This window comes from Heyndrickxia camelliae, from assembly GCF_002844575.1.
GTDB lineage: Bacteria > Bacillota > Bacilli > Bacillales > Bacillaceae_C > Margalitia > Margalitia camelliae.
This window is the reverse complement of sequence record NZ_PIQO01000018.1, coordinates 40,070-57,299: the sequence shown is the minus strand read 5'-3', so window position 1 is coordinate 57,299 and position 17,230 is coordinate 40,070. Positions and strand designations below refer to the sequence as shown.

Annotated in this window: 15 protein-coding genes, 1 riboswitch and 1 other annotated feature; of the genes, 11 read left to right on the top strand and 4 right to left on the bottom strand. The window is 36.6% G+C overall.

The features are described 5' to 3' along the window. Positions 1 to 107 precede the first annotated feature (107 nt). Positions 108 to 587 (top strand): 23S rRNA (pseudouridine(1915)-N(3))-methyltransferase RlmH, encoded by a 480-nt coding sequence (rlmH, locus tag CWO92_RS19045; protein ID WP_101355801.1) that lies wholly within the window; start codon positions 108 to 110, stop codon positions 585 to 587. Positions 588 to 813: 226 nt separating this feature from the next. Then, entirely contained in the window at positions 814 to 1,194 is a 381-nt protein-coding gene (locus tag CWO92_RS19035; RefSeq protein ID WP_101355799.1) for a hypothetical protein, read from the top strand. Between the two features lie 347 nt (positions 1,195 to 1,541). Here CWO92_RS19035 and CWO92_RS19030 read toward each other — a convergent pair whose 3' ends face one another. Both CWO92_RS19030 and CWO92_RS19025 read right to left on the bottom strand, forming a co-directional pair. Beyond that, positions 1,542 to 2,168: a flavin reductase family protein gene (locus tag CWO92_RS19030; protein ID WP_101355798.1), complete on the bottom strand. Its 627-nt coding sequence runs from the start codon at positions 2,166 to 2,168 to the stop codon at positions 1,542 to 1,544. An 88-nt stretch (positions 2,169 to 2,256) separates the two neighbouring features. Beyond that, complete coding sequence (locus tag CWO92_RS19025) at positions 2,257 to 2,826, bottom strand: bifunctional transcriptional activator/DNA repair enzyme AdaA (protein ID WP_101355797.1); 570 nt, start codon at positions 2,824 to 2,826, stop codon at positions 2,257 to 2,259. Between the two features lie 685 nt (positions 2,827 to 3,511). Beyond that, positions 3,512 to 3,613, top strand: a riboswitch (TPP riboswitch). 110 nt (positions 3,614 to 3,723) lie between these two features. On the opposite strand from CWO92_RS19025, the gene tenA reads away from it, so the two are divergent. From tenA to CWO92_RS18995, 6 genes are all read left to right on the top strand, one after another. Then, entirely contained in the window at positions 3,724 to 4,410 is a 687-nt protein-coding gene (tenA, locus tag CWO92_RS19020) for a thiaminase II (RefSeq protein WP_101355796.1), read from the top strand. Then, positions 4,407 to 5,003, top strand: coding sequence for an ECF transporter S component (locus CWO92_RS19015; RefSeq protein ID WP_101355795.1), 597 nt, complete (start codon positions 4,407 to 4,409; stop codon positions 5,001 to 5,003). Before tenA ends, CWO92_RS19015 begins: the two co-directional genes overlap by 4 nt. Next, complete coding sequence (locus CWO92_RS19010) at positions 4,981 to 6,558, top strand: ABC transporter ATP-binding protein (protein ID WP_101355794.1); 1,578 nt, start codon at positions 4,981 to 4,983, stop codon at positions 6,556 to 6,558. The genes CWO92_RS19015 and CWO92_RS19010 overlap by 23 nt, the downstream gene beginning before the upstream one ends. Next, positions 6,555 to 7,292 carry an energy-coupling factor transporter transmembrane component T family protein gene (locus tag CWO92_RS19005; protein WP_101355793.1) on the top strand — a complete coding sequence of 246 codons (738 nt, stop codon included), beginning with the start codon at positions 6,555 to 6,557 and terminating at the stop codon, positions 7,290 to 7,292. The genes CWO92_RS19010 and CWO92_RS19005 overlap by 4 nt, the downstream gene beginning before the upstream one ends. A gap of 273 nt (positions 7,293 to 7,565) precedes the next feature. Continuing rightward, entirely contained in the window at positions 7,566 to 8,579 is a 1,014-nt protein-coding gene (locus CWO92_RS19000; RefSeq protein ID WP_101355792.1) for an NADP-dependent oxidoreductase, read from the top strand. A 719-nt stretch (positions 8,580 to 9,298) separates the two neighbouring features. Continuing rightward, a complete protein-coding gene (locus tag CWO92_RS18995) occupies positions 9,299 to 10,663 on the top strand; it encodes an amino acid permease (protein WP_101355791.1) in 1,365 nt (454 codons plus the stop codon). A gap of 337 nt (positions 10,664 to 11,000) precedes the next feature. Here CWO92_RS18995 and CWO92_RS18990 read toward each other — a convergent pair whose 3' ends face one another. Continuing rightward, positions 11,001 to 11,735, bottom strand: a complete 735-nt coding sequence (locus CWO92_RS18990; RefSeq protein WP_101355790.1) for a glucose 1-dehydrogenase — start codon at positions 11,733 to 11,735, stop codon at positions 11,001 to 11,003. A gap of 157 nt (positions 11,736 to 11,892) precedes the next feature. Here CWO92_RS18990 and CWO92_RS18985 point away from each other — a divergent pair, with 157 nt between their 5' ends. After that, the gene (locus CWO92_RS18985) at positions 11,893 to 12,474 is read left to right on the top strand and encodes a TetR/AcrR family transcriptional regulator (RefSeq protein WP_101355789.1); all 582 of its coding nucleotides are present in this window, start codon (positions 11,893 to 11,895) and stop codon (positions 12,472 to 12,474) included. Positions 12,475 to 12,956: 482 nt separating this feature from the next. Here the strand turns inward: CWO92_RS18985 and gltX are convergent, their stop codons facing one another. Continuing rightward, positions 12,957 to 14,621 (bottom strand): glutamate--tRNA ligase, encoded by a 1,665-nt coding sequence (gene gltX, locus CWO92_RS18980; protein WP_101355788.1) that lies wholly within the window; start codon positions 14,619 to 14,621, stop codon positions 12,957 to 12,959. A 47-nt stretch (positions 14,622 to 14,668) separates the two neighbouring features. After that, positions 14,669 to 14,907, bottom strand: a binding site (T-box leader). Between the two features lie 470 nt (positions 14,908 to 15,377). Here gltX and CWO92_RS18975 point away from each other — a divergent pair. Together CWO92_RS18975 and CWO92_RS18970 are read left to right on the top strand one after the other, a co-directional pair. Then, entirely contained in the window at positions 15,378 to 16,409 is a 1,032-nt protein-coding gene (locus CWO92_RS18975; RefSeq protein WP_101355787.1) for an NADH:flavin oxidoreductase/NADH oxidase, read from the top strand. A 68-nt stretch (positions 16,410 to 16,477) separates the two neighbouring features. Further along, positions 16,478 to 17,134 carry a type 1 glutamine amidotransferase domain-containing protein gene (locus tag CWO92_RS18970; protein WP_101355786.1) on the top strand — a complete coding sequence of 219 codons (657 nt, stop codon included), beginning with the start codon at positions 16,478 to 16,480 and terminating at the stop codon, positions 17,132 to 17,134. The last annotated feature ends 96 nt before the right edge of the window (positions 17,135 to 17,230 follow it).

The following is a 17,230-nucleotide window of genomic DNA, read 5'->3' as shown; positions in this document are numbered from 1 at the left end:
TGTGGGGAACGAATATTCCTATACAAAATGTGGATACATTTTGTGGGTATGTGGATAAGTTCTGTGGATATCATGTTTGTAATCTGTTTGTAAAGTGGGGATGAATTGTGAATATCTCAATTATTGCAGTTGGAAAACTTAAAGAAAAATATTTAAAACAAGGAATTGACGAATATTTAAAAAGACTTACTGCCTATGCAAAGGTGGAAATCATCGAGGTTCCAGATGAAAAAGCTCCGGAAATTTTAAGTGATACGGAAATGCAACAAGTCAAACAAAAAGAAGGAGAACGAATCCTAACAAAAATCAGCCAAGATACCCATGTGATTGCTTTGGCAATAGAAGGCAAAATGAAAACTTCAGAGGAACTTGCTGACGACCTGGACAAGCTTGCCACATACGGAAAAAGCAAAATTGCATTTGTGATAGGCGGCTCGCTTGGACTAAGCTCCGAGGTTATGCAACGTGCAAATGAAAGGTTATCCTTCTCGAAAATGACATTTCCACATCAGCTGATGAGGTTGGTGTTGGTGGAGCAGGTGTATCGGGCGTTTAGGATTATTCGGGGTGAACCGTACCATAAGTAAATGATGATTCATTCCCCCATTATAAAAAGCGGTGTATTTTCCTTAAGTGCAGAACACACCCTTGCTGGAAAATTATTTTTTTTAAATTGTATAAAAATGTGCGTAGCTTTTTGTATAATCATGATGAAATTTGAAAAGATGCTAATGCAGTTTCTTTTTATCATACGTGATTGTTTTAGCCAGAATACAAAGTTCAAATATTTTTATAAAATGAGGTGTCAATTAAATGTCAGAGGTAATCAATAAATTAGAAACTGTTGTGTTAAACCAGGTTTCACCGGAAATGAGGGAAAGTAATCCGCAAATTGTTGAACCAATTGTTTCTTCCATTGTTTATATATTAACTGCACCTTTTGATCTTAAAGATGCGTATGAACATGCCACATATGATTATACTAATGATGAATTTGAAGTGGAAACGGTCAAGGTTATGAATGAAAGATTGCAGCAGATTATGGATACGCTTGAAACAAATCCTAGAAGTAAGCTTGGAAAGTTTATTATTAAGCTTTATATGAAGAGTTTATCTGAACTTGCAAGCTTATCCGAAAGTTGGAAACATCTTTATAACAAAATTCACAAAGTGTTTGCCAGTTTAGATAATTAGTCATGAAAAATAGTAGGTGCTCCTGAAATCAATACTTTTGGGGCACTTTTTTTAAGTAACGAGCATTATAGTTTACTCTTTAGTATTTAAATTCCTTGGTGAGAGCATACACGCACTGCAGCTAACAAATCAAAGTACATGATAAATCAATAGTTTTCCATATATATGGCTCACATCTACCCATTTGGGAAACCATCACTTCACAGGGAATTATGGTATTAACTCACTTGATTGCTTCTGTAAAAAATGAGTTTTTTGGAGAAGGATACAGGAGACAATAGCTAGTCAGGGAAGAAAGGCAAGTCTGATTTCTAAAATCGTGCTTGCCTTTATATCTTCTTCCCCTTTTAATCATTGTCATATTGAGAAATAAATGGTTTTGCAAGCCGGGAAGGATGTATTTTAACTCCTAAACTAAAAAAGTCACAGAAGTTCATGATAAGAGGCTTCCATTTTTCAGGATCAATGTAATTTTTCTTGCCTGCTATTAAAATAGATTCGTCAATATGGGTTTTTATTATCTCCACTTCTATCGCTTTGATTGCACTAGGTTCATCAAATGAATGAATGTTCTTAACAATTGCTTCTAGCTGAACAGGACACTCATGTACAACGGGTGCTTTCACAACTTGAGCTGGACTTGTAGTAAGGCCAGCCTTTCCAAATTTATCTTCAACATATTCATAACCCATGTTTCGTTTTTTTTCTGGTATTTGTTTTTTTCCAGTAGTTAGAGCTAACTTATCAACAGCACCGACTAATGCTGCTGAAGGTAAGTTTAAAACGCATTCTCTTTCTCTTATTAAATTTGTGACAGTCTGGGAATTTCCGCTCATCCCCAGCATACATGACTGATTCAACCACCATGCAGATGACATCGGAGCTAAATTAGGAGTACCATTTTCATTTAACGTACTAATCAGGACAACTGGGGTTCCAAAATAAAATATTTTAGAATCAATTGTTTTATGCATGACTTCACGTCCTCCATCTATTTTTGATGCAAAGTAAGTATATTATTTTCAGGAGGACGATTACTTTCAAATTCTTGCTGTTATATTTTCATGATTTTGTTTTATATTTTTTTCTAAACATTACAGGAGTATATCCTGTTTCTCTTTTAAAAAATGTACTAAAGTAGGAGGGATTCGAAAATCCTACTTCCATTCCAATAACAGTGATGCTTTTATCTGTGTTTATTAAAAAGGATGTGGCGTTCTCTAGGCGGACCTTGTTAATGTAATTAAGCGGGCTCATCTTCTTTGAAAGCGTAAATATTCTCTGCAGGTGGAATGGACTTATATTACTTATGGAAGCTAGCTTTTCTAATGTTATGGACTCATGGTAATGATGGTCTATCCATTCAACGAGCTCATTTAAGATTTCTTCATTTGGATGTATCAATAAGTCGGGCCTACATCTTTTACATGGGCGGAATTGGTGGTGAACAGCATCATCTTGGTTATGAAATATTACTACATTTTTCATTCTTGGTTCTTTCGATTTACAGGAAGGACGGCAATAAATGTTAGTTGTCATAACCCCATAGAAAAAAAGTCCATCATATGATTCGTCATTTGTAATAATGGCATTCCAGTATTCACTCGGGATATTTTGGTCGAAAATTAACATCTTATTTCTCACCCCATTGCCTTTTCAGGTTTAATTAATATCTCTAAGAAGAAAGATAATTTAATTACTAATGTAAGTTCAACTAAAATGCAAATTGATTTTCCCTAATGTAGATGGAGACACGGAAAATTTCCCATTAAATTGATCTTAGGGATAGTTATTTTGTTAGAGCTTAATTTATAGGAAATTCTTGAAATACAATGTTCATGCATCTACAAGCCTTGCCGTAACAACTTAAAACAGCCACCTTAAGGAGGAATTTTAAGCTGAAATAGTTACAACTAGGAAGATCTTTTTCATTAATTGAGTCGGAGATAATGGCTATGTATTCCAAGCAGCTATCCTCACCTAAAGCAGAAATCGAAATAGGTATGCATGCAAAGAGGGTGGGTCAAAGGAAAGCTCGAGGATTTGTGCAAAGGCTCTATCTGGAAAGATAGTGTTTCCGAAATGATGCTTGCCATAAATCTTTATTTAATTAAGTTATGTACTTTAAATAAACAATAGCAATCTCAATTGGATAAATTATGGTGAGTTATATCATAAGCAAGTGAGGTTTTACTATTTTCAACTCTCCAACTCCATTACTACATGAGTCGTTTGGATTATTTTTAATACTTAAGAACAATAAATTTTCAATGTGATTGACTTAATTAAAAAGCGTGTGTAAAGTGAATATTAATAGGAAGACCACTAGGGGAGCCATTACTGGCTGAGACAGAGTTGCTCTGGACCCTTTGAACCTGATCTAGTTCATACTAGCGTAGGGAAGTGGAGTCGATGTGCGAGTATATACTAATATTCGGCCGCTCCATTTTTGGAGTGGCTTTTTTCATTTGTAGCATTAATTGCTCCATTTAAAGTCTTCCCGCAATTACCAAAGAGGAGGAAAATTTTATGGGTTTTTCAGCGGAATTGAGGAAAGAAGCAAATCCTATCTTTGATGCTATCTTTGAGCATCCTTTTGTACGAGGAATTGCCAGCGGTAATCTAAGAAAGGAACAGCTAATTCATTATGTCAAACAGGATTTTGAGTATTTAAATTCCTTTATCAGAATCTATGGTATGGCCGTTGCAAAATGTGAGAATCGTGAAGATATGGAGATGTTTAATCAGCAGATATCATTTATTTTAAACAGTGAGACCCATCCACATAATAATTTTTGTCAGGTAGCGGGTGTTCGATACGAGGAGCTGCAAGGATTTCCACTATCACCATCTGCCCTCCATTACATACGTCATATGTTGACCGTTGCTCATGAGGGAACATTAGGGGAAGTTCTGGCAGTTTTATTGCCATGTCCATGGACATATTGGGAAATTGGAAAGAGACTATTAAATGAGGTTAAACCGGATCACTCTCATCCATTTTATGAATGGATTCATTTTTATGGTAATCGGACAGATTCGATTACAACCAAATTTTGTACCCGCATAAATGAATGGGCAAAAGAAGCAACGGAAAAGGAAAAAGCAAGGATGAAAGAACATTTTTTAATTAGTTGTCAACTTGAGTATATGTTTTGGGATATGGCCTATAAACTTGAGGAATGGCCAATAAAAATGGAGATGGTGAAAAGATGATCTGGAAGACGAAGGAGGTAGTACTAACAGTCATTCTTTCCGTTGCTTGCGGAGTTATTTATTTAGGATGGTCCACACTTTGGATACCGATTTCTGCATTAGTGGGACCCGTAGGTGCAGGTTTTATGTTTGGAATTTGGGTGATTGCTAGTCCAATAGTAGCGTATATTATTCGTAAACCAGGTGCTGCTTTTATTGCTGAGGTTATGGCAGCTGCTGTTGAATTATTAACGGGAAGTCATTTTGGTCTTTCGGCCTTGCTAGTAGGAGTCTTTCAAGGTATTGGATCCGAAATTGCCTTTGCCATATTTAGATACAAGCGCTTCAACCTTATTACGTTAATGCTTTCTGGCGCCTTAGCCGCGGTTATGGGAATGATCTACAACATATTAGCTAATGGTTATGGATTTTACACTACAGGAGTATTTTTTACGACATTAGGAATTCATATTATAAGTGGAATCATTCTGGGTGGTTGGTTAGCGAAGGTAATAGTGGATGGACTGGCTAAAACAGGAGTTTTAGGACAGTATGAATTGATGAAGGAAAAACGAAAAAGGGATGACATACATGGAAATATTTCTCGGATGTAGAGATCTTTCTATTCGATTCTATAATCGTTCTGAAAAGGTACTAAATAATATTACTTTGTCGATAGAAAAAGGAGAGAAAGTATTAATACTAGGACCAAGCGGGAGTGGGAAATCTACATTAATTTCCGCTCTTGCAGGGATCATTCCTGAGCATGTTGAGGCAGAAGTAAGTGGTGAAGTATTTCTTAGGAGTCAGACAGGTGTTATGTTTCAAGAGCCGGATTCTCAATTTTGTATGCTTCGGGTTGATGAAGAAATCGCTTTTAGTCTAGAAAATCAATCGATACCCCGAAATGAAATGGAACCAATCATCTTAGAGTTAATGGACAAAGTGGGCTTAAAGGTTGATAGGAGAACACCCATTGAAACTCTCTCTGGTGGAATGAGACAAAGATTGGCATTGGCCAGTTTATTAGCATTAGAACCCGAAGTATTGTTTTTTGATGAACCAACAGCCCAACTTGACCCGGCCGGCAGGATAGAGATATTTGATTTATTGAAACAAATATCACAATTGACGAACCAAACGATGGTATTTGTTGAACATGTTCTAGATGGCTGCATCGAATGGATGGATCGAGTCATTTTGTTAAATGAGAGCGGAAGCATTATTGCGGATGGAAAGCCAGAAGAAATTTTGCTTAATTATAAACATGAAATGATAGAAGCAGGAATTTGGCGCCCTAAACTCTTCCCATACAAATGGACGGATATTGTGGAGAATGCTTCACATCCTATTTCTATTAAACTGTCAAAAATGCTAAAACGTAATCCTCAAGTAAGAATGAATAAGGATACTTTGATTAGAACAGAAAATGTAGAAATTGGTTATAGAAAGAAGACAATAGTGAAGGACATTAATATAGACATCCATAAAGGTGATTGGGTTTCCATTGTTGGAGCAAATGGAAGTGGAAAAAGCACTTTCTTAAAAAGTCTGATACGTTTAGAGCCAATAAAAAATGGGAAGATCTATTTTGAAAATACGAAACTTAAAAAATGGCCGGAAAGGGAATTATACGAAAAAGTAGGTTTTGTTTTTCAAAATCCAGAGCTTCAATTTATAACAGATACAGTATTTGAGGAAATTGCCTTTGGTGGCCGACAAAGATATTGGAAAGAAGAGCAGATTTATGCCAAAACAATTCAACTGTTACAGGAGTTTGGACTGGAGTCATATCACAATTCTCACCCTTTTACCCTAAGTTTAGGACAAAAACGGAGGTTAAGTGTTGCAACCATGTTATTGTTTGATCAGCCTTTATTATTACTTGATGAACCAACATTCGGTCAAGATGAAAAAACAGCTAATGAATTGATTAAGCGATTAAAGGATAGACAGGAACAAGGAACAACCATTGTAATGGTAACTCACGATATGGATTTAGTTGATACTTATTCTGATCATGTCATTCTCTTTAACAACGGAAGAGTTTCCTATCAAGGGACACCCTATGGATTATTTTCTAATCAAGATATTTTAAGTGAGGCAGAGATCATTCCCCCACTTCACTACCAGTTAATGCATGCAAGAGGGGAGCGGGCTTTGGTATGAAATCAAATCATTCTTTTCTCGCTTTCTTAAACCCTTCTGTTAAATTACTCTCTCATTTGTTAGTTATGTTTCTGTTGATGACCATACCAAATCCAAAAGTAACGTTTTGGATTTGGATACTTGGGGTATTCATTGGGATATTTTTAGGAGGATGGAGAATCAGGTACCTTTTAAAAAGGCTGCTTCCATACTTGGGATTTTTTATTCTTGTATTTTGGATGATGGCGGCTTTTGGGGAAGGGAAAGAAACAATTTGGAAATGGGCATGGTTCCATATTACCGTGGAAAGTATGAATCATGGCTTAACGATTTCTTTAAGAATGTTAGGGTTTGTAACGTATGGAATGTTATTTACTTCAACAACAGACTTAACATTACTTATTATGAGTTTAATACATCAATGCAAACTATCGCCTAAATGGGCTTATGGGCTGTTAGCAGGGTTTCGATTTATCCCGCTATTCCAATCTGAATTTAACCAAATGAAAACGGCTCATAAAGTGAGAGGATACAAGCAAAAAAATAGTTGGAAATCTTTTATGAGGTACGCGTTACCACTATTTACGCAAGGAATTAGAAAATCAGAACGAATTGCCATTGCAATGGAAGTACGTGGTTTTACGGGTACAAGGGATAGAACATATTATCAAACCACTGAAGTAATGACAAAAGACGTGGCCTATTTGCTTTCCTTGTTAATTGGTGTTATTGGGATAATCATTTTTATTAATTGAAGTTTAAGATTCGAGACTTTCTAATAGGGTTCCTAATTTCTTTTAAAAACCTATTTGTTATTCTTTCAATATTAAAGTTGCTCATTTCGGGTTAAACCTAAACGCAGAAAATAAAGAGGTATTTCTTTTGACATAAAAAATATCAAGTGTATACTATTAATTTATCCTTTGATTCAATCAATTGTTAGAGTTGAGAACGGAATACGTCATTTAAAAGACTATGCATAACTAAAAAATAACAGTGCCTTAACCTTACCAAATGGAGGAGTAAATATGACCAAGATGCAAAAACAAATTAAGCTTGCAAAACGTCCAATTGGGATGCCAGAGATGGAGGATTTTGCTTTTATCGATGCACCAATTGGAACACCATCAAATGGTGAAGTGCTGATTCGTACCATATATATTTCAGTTGATCCGTATTTACGTGGAAGGATGCAGGATGCAAAATCATATATTCCTCCCTTTCAATTAAACGAGGTCATTACAAGTGGAGTGATTGGCCAAGTAGTAGAATCAAAATCGGAACAATTTGCTACAGGAGATGTGATAATAGGTAATCTTGGCTGGCAGGAATACTCAGTTGCAAATGAGAAGGAGATTCGGAGAATTAATCCGAAGCAAGCCCCTGTAACAGCGAATTTAAGTATTATTGGATTGACAGGATTAACAGCGTATTTTGGCCTGCTTGATATTGGTCAACCAAAAGCAGGAGAAACCGTAGTTGTATCTGGAGCTGCTGGTGCGGTGGGATCGACCGTTGGACAAATTGCGAAAATCAAAGGCACTCGTGTGGTTGGAATTGCCGGGTCGGAGGAAAAATGTCGCTACCTCTTAAATGAACTTGGATTTGATGCAGCCATCAATTATAAAAAGGAAGATGTTCCAAGTGCATTAGAAAAAGCATGTCCTAACGGAATTGATATTTACTTTGATAATGTTGGGGGATCCATTTCTGATGCTGTATTCCCACTCCTTAATAAGTATGCTCGTATTCCAATTTGCGGGGCAATTTCTTCATATAATAATGTAAATATTGATATGGGTCCTCGTGTTCAAACTTATCTCATAAAAACTAGTGCGCTTATGAAAGGTTTCACACTCGGAGATTACTCTAATCGATTTAAAGAAGGTGGCGCAGCACTAGCTGCATGGTTAAACGAGGGAAAACTTAAATATGAAGAAACCATTACAGAAGGATTCGACCATATTATTGATGCCTTCCTTGACTTATTTAAAGGAGCAAATCTTGGAAAGTCACTTGTCAAAGTAGCAGATATTATGTAAAGGTGCACGTCTCTACAACAGTGAGTGCAAAAACCCTGATCTTTTAGAAATAGATACATAAAAATGACGTGTCTTTTTGACACGTCATTTTTATGTAGGAGAACCCTTATACGCTTTTGTGTAGGATTGGCAAACCATTCTGCAATGTTATCCGCAATTACTTGGTCTTGGGCACCTTGAAGTAACAATTGAACAACATGCATCTGGTAATGGTTTTGTCATGGAATTTATTCATTCGTTTACTTCTTTTCATATTGTTTTATTCGTTTTCCAATAAGTCTCTCATATTTTTATTTCCCATTTACAATTTTTGTGTCCCATAAGGGTTTCAAACAATTGTTCAGGGCAATATGAAGATAAGTTACAACCTTGACCTGTAATGGAAGCGTTTAAAAAAACTCTACCTCCGCTGCCACTGAAAAGTTATTTTTTACCAAGCAATTTCTTCTGATTCTGGAAAACTGTTAAACTGTACTTTTCTTCTTAGAGGTAATAATCTTCTGCATTTTAGGCCTTTTCAATTCCCACTTACTATTTAGAAATTTGGTATTCCAATCGGAAAATTATCCTAGAATTCAATATAATTTTAACCCTTTTATTTACGAAAGCCGGATGAGTATTTGTCTTCTTGAAAAATACAATTGAACTTTTTTACAGAATAATATTATAATTGAATAATAATTCAGATGAATAGATAGGCACAACAAGGGGGAAACAAAGTGGAAAAGGAAGAATTAAAAAGAGGTTTAAAATCGAGACATATTCAGATGATTGCGTTGGGTGGTACCATTGGTGTTGGTTTATTTATGGGTTCAGCAAGTACCATTCAATGGACGGGGCCATCTGTACTGCTTGCCTATATGCTGGCAGGGATTTTTATCTTTTTTATTATGAGGGCAATGGGAGAAATGTTATATGTGGAGCCGAGCACAGGTTCCTTCGCAACATTTGGTTATAAGTATATCCATCCGCTGGCAGGGTACTTAACGGCATGGAGCAATTGGTTTCAATGGGTAATTGTCGGTATGTCGGAAATTATTGCGGTTGGGACATACATGCAGTATTGGTTTCCTCATCTGCCGGCTTGGATTCCGGGATTAATTGCTTTTGTAATCCTTGGGGCAGCCAATCTAATTTCGGTTAAATCATTTGGTGAGTTTGAATTTTGGTTTTCTTTAATAAAAATCGTCACTATTTTAGTTATGATTGTTGCGGGGGTTGGACTCATATTCTTCGGATTTGGCAATGGAGGAACCCCAACTGGGCTGGCAAACCTTTGGAAACATGGCGGCTTCTTTACAGGCGGCTGGTCAGGATTTCTCTTTGCCTTGTCACTTGTTATGGGGGCATATCAGGGTGTTGAATTAATTGGGATTACAGCTGGAGAGGCAAAAGATCCACAAAAAACGTTAACAAAAGCGACCCAAAGCATTATTTGGCGGATTTTAATTTTTTATATCGGGGCCATCTTTGTGATTGTGACAGTATACCCATGGAACCAGTTGAATTCAATTGGCAGTCCTTTCGTTGCTACATTTGCAAAGTTTGGAATTACTGCGGCTGCAGGTATTATTAACTTTGTTGTCATCACTTCGGCAATGTCTGGATGTAACAGTGGGATTTATAGTGCAGGCAGGATGCTTTACACATTGGGCGTTAATGGACAAGCACCAAAAATCTTTACAAAACTATCTTCAAATGGAGTGCCCCTTTTAAGTACGATTGGTGTACTGATTGGTTTAGCAGTGGGCATTATTTTAAGTTATATTGCACCTAAAAATTTATTCGTCTACGTATATAGTGCCAGTGTACTTCCAGGGATGATTCCGTGGTTTGTTATTCTGATTAGCCAGATTCAATTCAGAAAAGCAAAAGGTGATAAAATGGCAAATCATCCATTTAAAATGCCTTTTACCCCAATATCTAACTATCTGACCATCGCTTTTCTGGTTCTAGTATTAATAGCCATGTTGTTTAATAAAGATACCCGTGTATCGCTTATTGTGGGGATTGTTTTTCTGGCACTGGTTTCCATCAGTTATTACACCTTTGGCATTGGAAAGCGTGTAGGAAGGAACAATTAAAACCAAACAGGTTTTCTTAAAACATCAATATTCTTATTCGTATCATAAGTGATGATGAAAAAAATATATGTAAAAATGGTAAATGATTATTTATATCTGAAAAATTTCCTTGTGGCAGTTTAGCCTCAACTGTACTAAATAATGTATTTAAGGTCAGAGTAAATAGCAATATAGGCAAAATGGAAAGAGGCTATTTTGCTGTGATATTGGAATGTAATTAGTTGTTCCATATAAAGCATTCAATTTAACAGAACATTGTTTAATTAAATTATTTTATATACAAAAGAACCCCTTCCAATTTAAAGCGGAAAGGGGTTCTTTAGGATTGGCGTTTATATTATATGGCTGTTAATCCGCCATCAACGATGAATTCGGATCCTGTTGAATAGCTTGACTCATCAGAGGCTAAGTAAACTACTAAGCTTGAAACTTCTTCTGGTTGTGCAACACGTTTTAGAGGAATATGTTTAGAGAATTCTTCCACTGCTGCTTTTGTATCTTCTTGAACCACCATTGGTGTTGCAATCACACCAGGGTGCACGGAATTTACACGAATTCCGTAATGAGCACACTCCATAGCGGCTGCTTTTGTCATACCACGTACCGCAAATTTTGTATCGGTATAACCGATTGCCCCCGCAACCATTCCATTCATTGATGATATATTGACGATGGAGCCACTGCCAGCTTTTTGCATGACTGGAATAACTGCTTTCATTCCTAAAAAGACAGAAACTTGGTTGATATCTACGATTCGGCGGTATTCCTCTTCCGTTACTTCTAACATTGATTTCGCCATTGTAATACCTGCATTATTAACTAAGATATTTACCGGGCCAAATGTTTTTTCTGTTTCAGCCACCACATTTGCCCAATCATCGGCACTAGTAACGTTGTGTTTAACAAATAAAGCGTTTTTGCCGAGTTCTGCCGCAAGGTTTTTTCCCTTTTCTTCATTTAAATCCGTTAAAACGACTTTAGCGCCTTCTTCGATAAACTTACGTGCATGTGATGCCCCCATACCTTGAGCAGCACCTGTAATAATAGCGATTTTCCCCTCTAAACGGGTCATGACCTTATCCCTCCAATGAATCAATAATAGTGAACAAAAAAATAAACTACATTTGTAAATTAACAGAAATTATGAATGTTGTCCAATTAAAAAAATTAATGTCATAATATATGTAAAAATAAACCTATTAAAAAGTATTGGGGGATAACAATAACCTATGGGGAATAATGATCGCCGCTATGCTCGTACGCAAAATAAGTTAAAAAAAGCATTATTGGAATTATTAAAGGAAAAGGAGCTAAACAGTCTCTCCATTACAGAGGTAACGCAATACGCCCAATGCAATCGGGTAACATTTTATTCGCATTATAAGGACTTACAAAGTTTATTAGCAGCGATATTTGATGATTATTTAAAAGAATTAATTGCGCACTTTCGTGAAAGCTATCGAAATTTAGAGCGCTTTTCATCTGATGATGATACCCGACATCTTCCTATTTTTGAATTTATTTATCAAAATCAATTCGTTTTTTCGCTCATTTTAAAAGGCGAAGTGCTACCAGGATCGCAGAATCAATTTTGTGAAAGCCTAGTTCAAGTATCTAAAACTGAACTAACACTAGATGAGAAAACGGAGGTTGAGATTCCTGCACTAAACTATTTCTTAACATATGGAAGCCTTGGTTTTTTTATATATTGGATACAGCAAGATTTTAAAGATTCACCTCAAGTGATGGCGAAAAAATTAGCGTATTTACAAAGCAAGATGTATAAAGAGGCCATTGTTCTCGATGAATGACATAAGTGCTTGTAGCACCCATAAAGGACATGCTGAAGGATTGATATGACAGTGGAAACCGTGTGGTGCTTTTGGAACTAACCATTATTTAGTGGCCGCACCTATATGCTTCGCCAATCTTGGCGGAAGAATTTAATGGATGCCTCTTGTACTCACCGCCAAGTTAATTCTCTTCTCGATGAGGGTGAAGTCTAGGCTTAGAAACGGAGAGCAGCTGGTATTCCGGTGGAAATGAAGTGTTATGATGGAATGGTTAGGTTTTTATTTTGCAAACAGGTACTTATGAATATGGAAAAAAGCAGTGCTTCATGCTGTAAGAGTACTTCGCCAGGTACTAGGTTAGGTATAACCACGATGTAAATGGAAACGAAAGTCGAATGACAGAAAAAGGATGGCCAAAATTGTATTATTCCAATTTTGGCCTGTTATTTTGTCATGAGCCCTTATGGATACAACTATCACTTATCTTAAAAATAAAAGGATCACTCAATGGATTGGCTGAAAAATGCCTTCATTCTTAAAAGAACCCTTTTTTCACCCATTACTTTCATAATATCAAACAAATCAGGTGTATTGGTTCTATTAGTGAGAGCGACCCTAATGACCATCGCTACATCCCCAACATGTCCTTTGTATTTATTTGGATTAGCTTTATATTGCTTCATATCCTTGGCAAATCCAAGTTCTCCGGCAAGTTCTTTAATTCCGTGGAACCAAGCATCTTTTTCATTATGAAACCTATATGTTCTGCTAAATCCTAGTATAATTTCTTTCGCAACATCAAGACTTACATTAGTAGGTAACTTATAACCGCTTAATATATCCATTTCAAACAATTCGTCATAAAAGAAAGCAATCATTGGCAACACATCTGACCATTTTGAATAATCTTTTCTTGGTTTCCTATTTGTCCGACCAATATTTAAAATATTTATAGTGTAGTCTTTATTCTTATCCATTAAAGTATAAAGCGCAGAATCATATTCCTTGGACCAATTGTATAAATGGTCAAATACTTCTTTAGCTGTGAGCCTAGCGATAACATCCTTGCTAGTGTCACCCAGTTTCTTCATGTCTAATAATGCACCACTGGCATTCATTTTATCAGTATGGATATAAAAATCTCTAAATGATTTATCAGGGTTTGTCATCCTCCATTCTTCAAAGTCAGAATTGATGAGATTCATGAAGTATTCACTTATGGCCATTCCGGGGTAGCCTTGTTCTTTATAATACTCAGCGGTACCATCTAGATCTTTTCGTTTACTAAATTTTCGTTTAGTAGCTCCGACTTGCTTCATTATTGGGGCAATATGTCCGTATTTTGGTATTGGAAAACCTAGGATTTCAAATAACTGAATATGGATAGGCACGGATGAAAGCCATTCATCACCCCTAATGACATGGGTTGTACCCATTAGATAATCATCTATGGCATGAGCAAAGTGATAGGTTGGTAAACCATCCGTTTTCATAATAACAATGTCTTGTTCATTTTCCGGTAAATCAATCGGGCCTTTCACTAAATCATGATAGGTTATTCTCCTATCTGATGACCCCGGGGATTTAAGTCTAATAACAAAAGGTTTACCATTTGAAATTTCTTCCTTAGCTTCTTGATAAGAAATATCTCGATGTTTAGCCCATCTGCCATAATAACCTGTTGTTACTTTTAGGTTTTGCTGATTTATTCTTATCTTTTGTAAATCGTCGGTATCACAGAAGCAAGGGTATGCTAATCCATTCTGGACTAAATGTTTCATAAAAACTTTATAGATTTGTATTCGTGAGCTTTGTTTATAGGGTCCGTAAGCCCCCTTATCAATACCTGAAAGCTGAGGTCCTTCATCGCAATGAATCCCGAAAAATAACAATGACTGGATGATGTTTTCGATGCTGCCTTTAACTTCACGTTTTTTATCTGTATCTTCAATACGCAGAAAAAAGACTCCATCACTTTGATGGGCTAAACTTTCGGATATTAAGGTAGCGTAAAGACCACCAATATTCAATGCACCAGTTGGACTTGGCGCAAAGCGTGTTACCAAAGCAGATGAAGGCAACTTCCTCGGCGGATATAGTGAATAAATATCTGCCGGTAACTGCTGGACATCCGGAAATAACAGTTCTGCCATGTCGTTTGACATAATAATATCCCCCTATACGTTTAAAATAAAAAAAGCCTTTCATCCTATTAAAGGACGAAAGGCTTGCTTCCGCGTTACCACCTAAATTGGTTAAAAACCCGCTTACTATACAGCAATTTACTATCAAGCTGCACATTTCCTTAACGGGAAATTACCGGTAGACCTACTCCCATTTTTCAGTCAACTGCTCCGAGGCTTCTTTCATTAAGCCCGAATACCCAATTTCACCAATATGGGCTCTCTAAGATTCGAGTGATTAATTACTCTTCCTCTTCATTGCATTATTCAATATATGAATATAATTAGTGATACGATAATACATTATGGTCAAATTGTCAACAATCGAATTCGAAATTTAAAGACGATACTCTGTTAGCTACTAACCACTTATTGAAGTTTGAACTAAAAGAAGTGAAGACAATAAGGTAAAACAAAAGATTGCAGTAGTTGCTATAAGGAAATAGATATTAACATTGTAAAACGCAAAGGTTTTAGCGAAATAGGATATTCAGGAAAAGCAGAGTGAACCCTCCGAAATTTCCCCCGTATTATTCATTGGGTTAAATTTCTTGTGTTTATCCTATAAATTTATAAAATACTAAAAGCGGAGATTTTAGTACTAATACTTTAGAGTGAATGTCGGCTTGAAAAGGTTATCACAAAACCAATCTATTTCAGTAGATTGTGTTAGGAGGTTATGTAGAATCTTTAACATTTATCTTTGCAATTTAAATCATAATATAAGGAGACTTTTCTATGAAGGATTTATTTACCCCTTTTCAATTGAAAGGATTAGAGTTAAAAAACCGCGTGGTTATGCCTCCAATGTGTCAATACTCCGTTACCAATATAGATGGTATCGCAACAGATTGGCATTATGTCCACTATGTTAGCCGTGCCATTGGAGGGGCAGGATTGATTATTATTGAAATGACTGATGTGGATCCGGATGGGAGGATCACTGATTATGATTTAGGATTATGGTCGGACGACCATGTACCGGCGATTGCAAGAATTGTGGAAGCCTGCCATCAACATGGTGCAAAAGTGGCGATTCAAATTGCCCATGCGGGACGTAAAGCGGAGGATGCTGAAGTTCCTGTTGCTCCATCCCCGATACCATTTGATGAGAATTCAAAAACTCCAAAAGAACTTACAATCGATGAAATCAAACAAATGGTACATAAGTTCAAATCTGCGGTTGAACGTGCAGTAAAGGCGGGTGTTGATGCCATTGAACTTCATGGGGCTCACGGTTACTTAATCCATCAATTTCAATCGTCTTTCACCAATAAAAGGACGGATGAATATGGGCAAGACTTAACAAGGTTTGGCAAAGAAATCATTCAAGCAGCGAAAAGTGTAATGCCAAGTAAAATGCCATTAATAATGCGTATTTCGGCCATTGAATATGTGGAAGGCGGATACGGATTAAAGGAAAGTGTTGAGTTTTCGAAAATTTATAAAGAAGCCGGTGTAGATATGTTTCATGTTAGTGCAGGTGGAGAAGGACAAATAGCAGCCCATGGACGACCTGGGACACATGCGGCATATCAAGTACCATTTGCTAGAGAGATTAAAGAAAAACTGAATACACCAGTTATTGCAGTTGGAAGACTAGACGAACCATCTTTAGCAAATGCTGTAATTGGCAATGAGGAGGCAGACCTAGTAGCAGTAGGAAGAGGAATGTTAAGAAATCCATACTGGACATTGGAAGCTGCAGCTAAATTAAACAAGGAAACTGTTGTTCCTAAACAATATTCACCGTCTTTTCCAACGAAATAAAGGGGCAATGAGATTTGTGGTTACTTTTTATAAAAATTATATGTATACCGTCATAAGGAGGTTTTATTATGTCAAAAAAAGTGTTGATGGTTGTAACAAACCATACTACGATTACTGATGATCATAAAACAGGTCTCTGGTTGGAAGAATTCGCGGTCCCTTATCTAGTCTTTCAAGAAAAAGGATATGATGTGAAGGTTACAAGTATAAGCGGTGGAGAAGTGGCGCTCGATCCGAATAGTATTGAGGAAAAACCAAATTGGAAAGAAGCAGAAGCCGAACTGAAAAGTACGGAGAAATTAACCAAAGAACATGGAAAAGGCTATGACGCCATTTTTCTGCCCGGCGGTCATGGAACTATGTTCGATTTTCCGGATAGTGAAGCACTACAATATGTGTTACAACAATTTGCTGAAGAGGATAAAGTAATTGCAGCTGTTTGTCACGGTCCTGCAGGTTTAATAAATGCCACCTATGAGGATGGAACACCAATTGTAAAAGGGAAAAAGGTTACTGGCTTTACCGATGAAGAAGAAAGAGAAATGAAATTAGATATGCATATGCCTTTTCTATTGGAATCCAAATTACGAGAAAAAGGCGCAAATTTCATTGCTTCTCAAAAGTGGACAGACCATTCTATAAGAGACGGCAAATTAGTAACAGGCCAAAATCCTCAGTCCAGTGAAAGTACCGCAAAGAAACTAATTGAGGCTTTAGAATCATAACAAATGTGCCTAATATAAGGTCACTAAAAGGTGACCTTATATTTGTTCACAATTGCTTTGCTCAAAGGAAGGGAAGTAAAGGTCCGATATGTACTC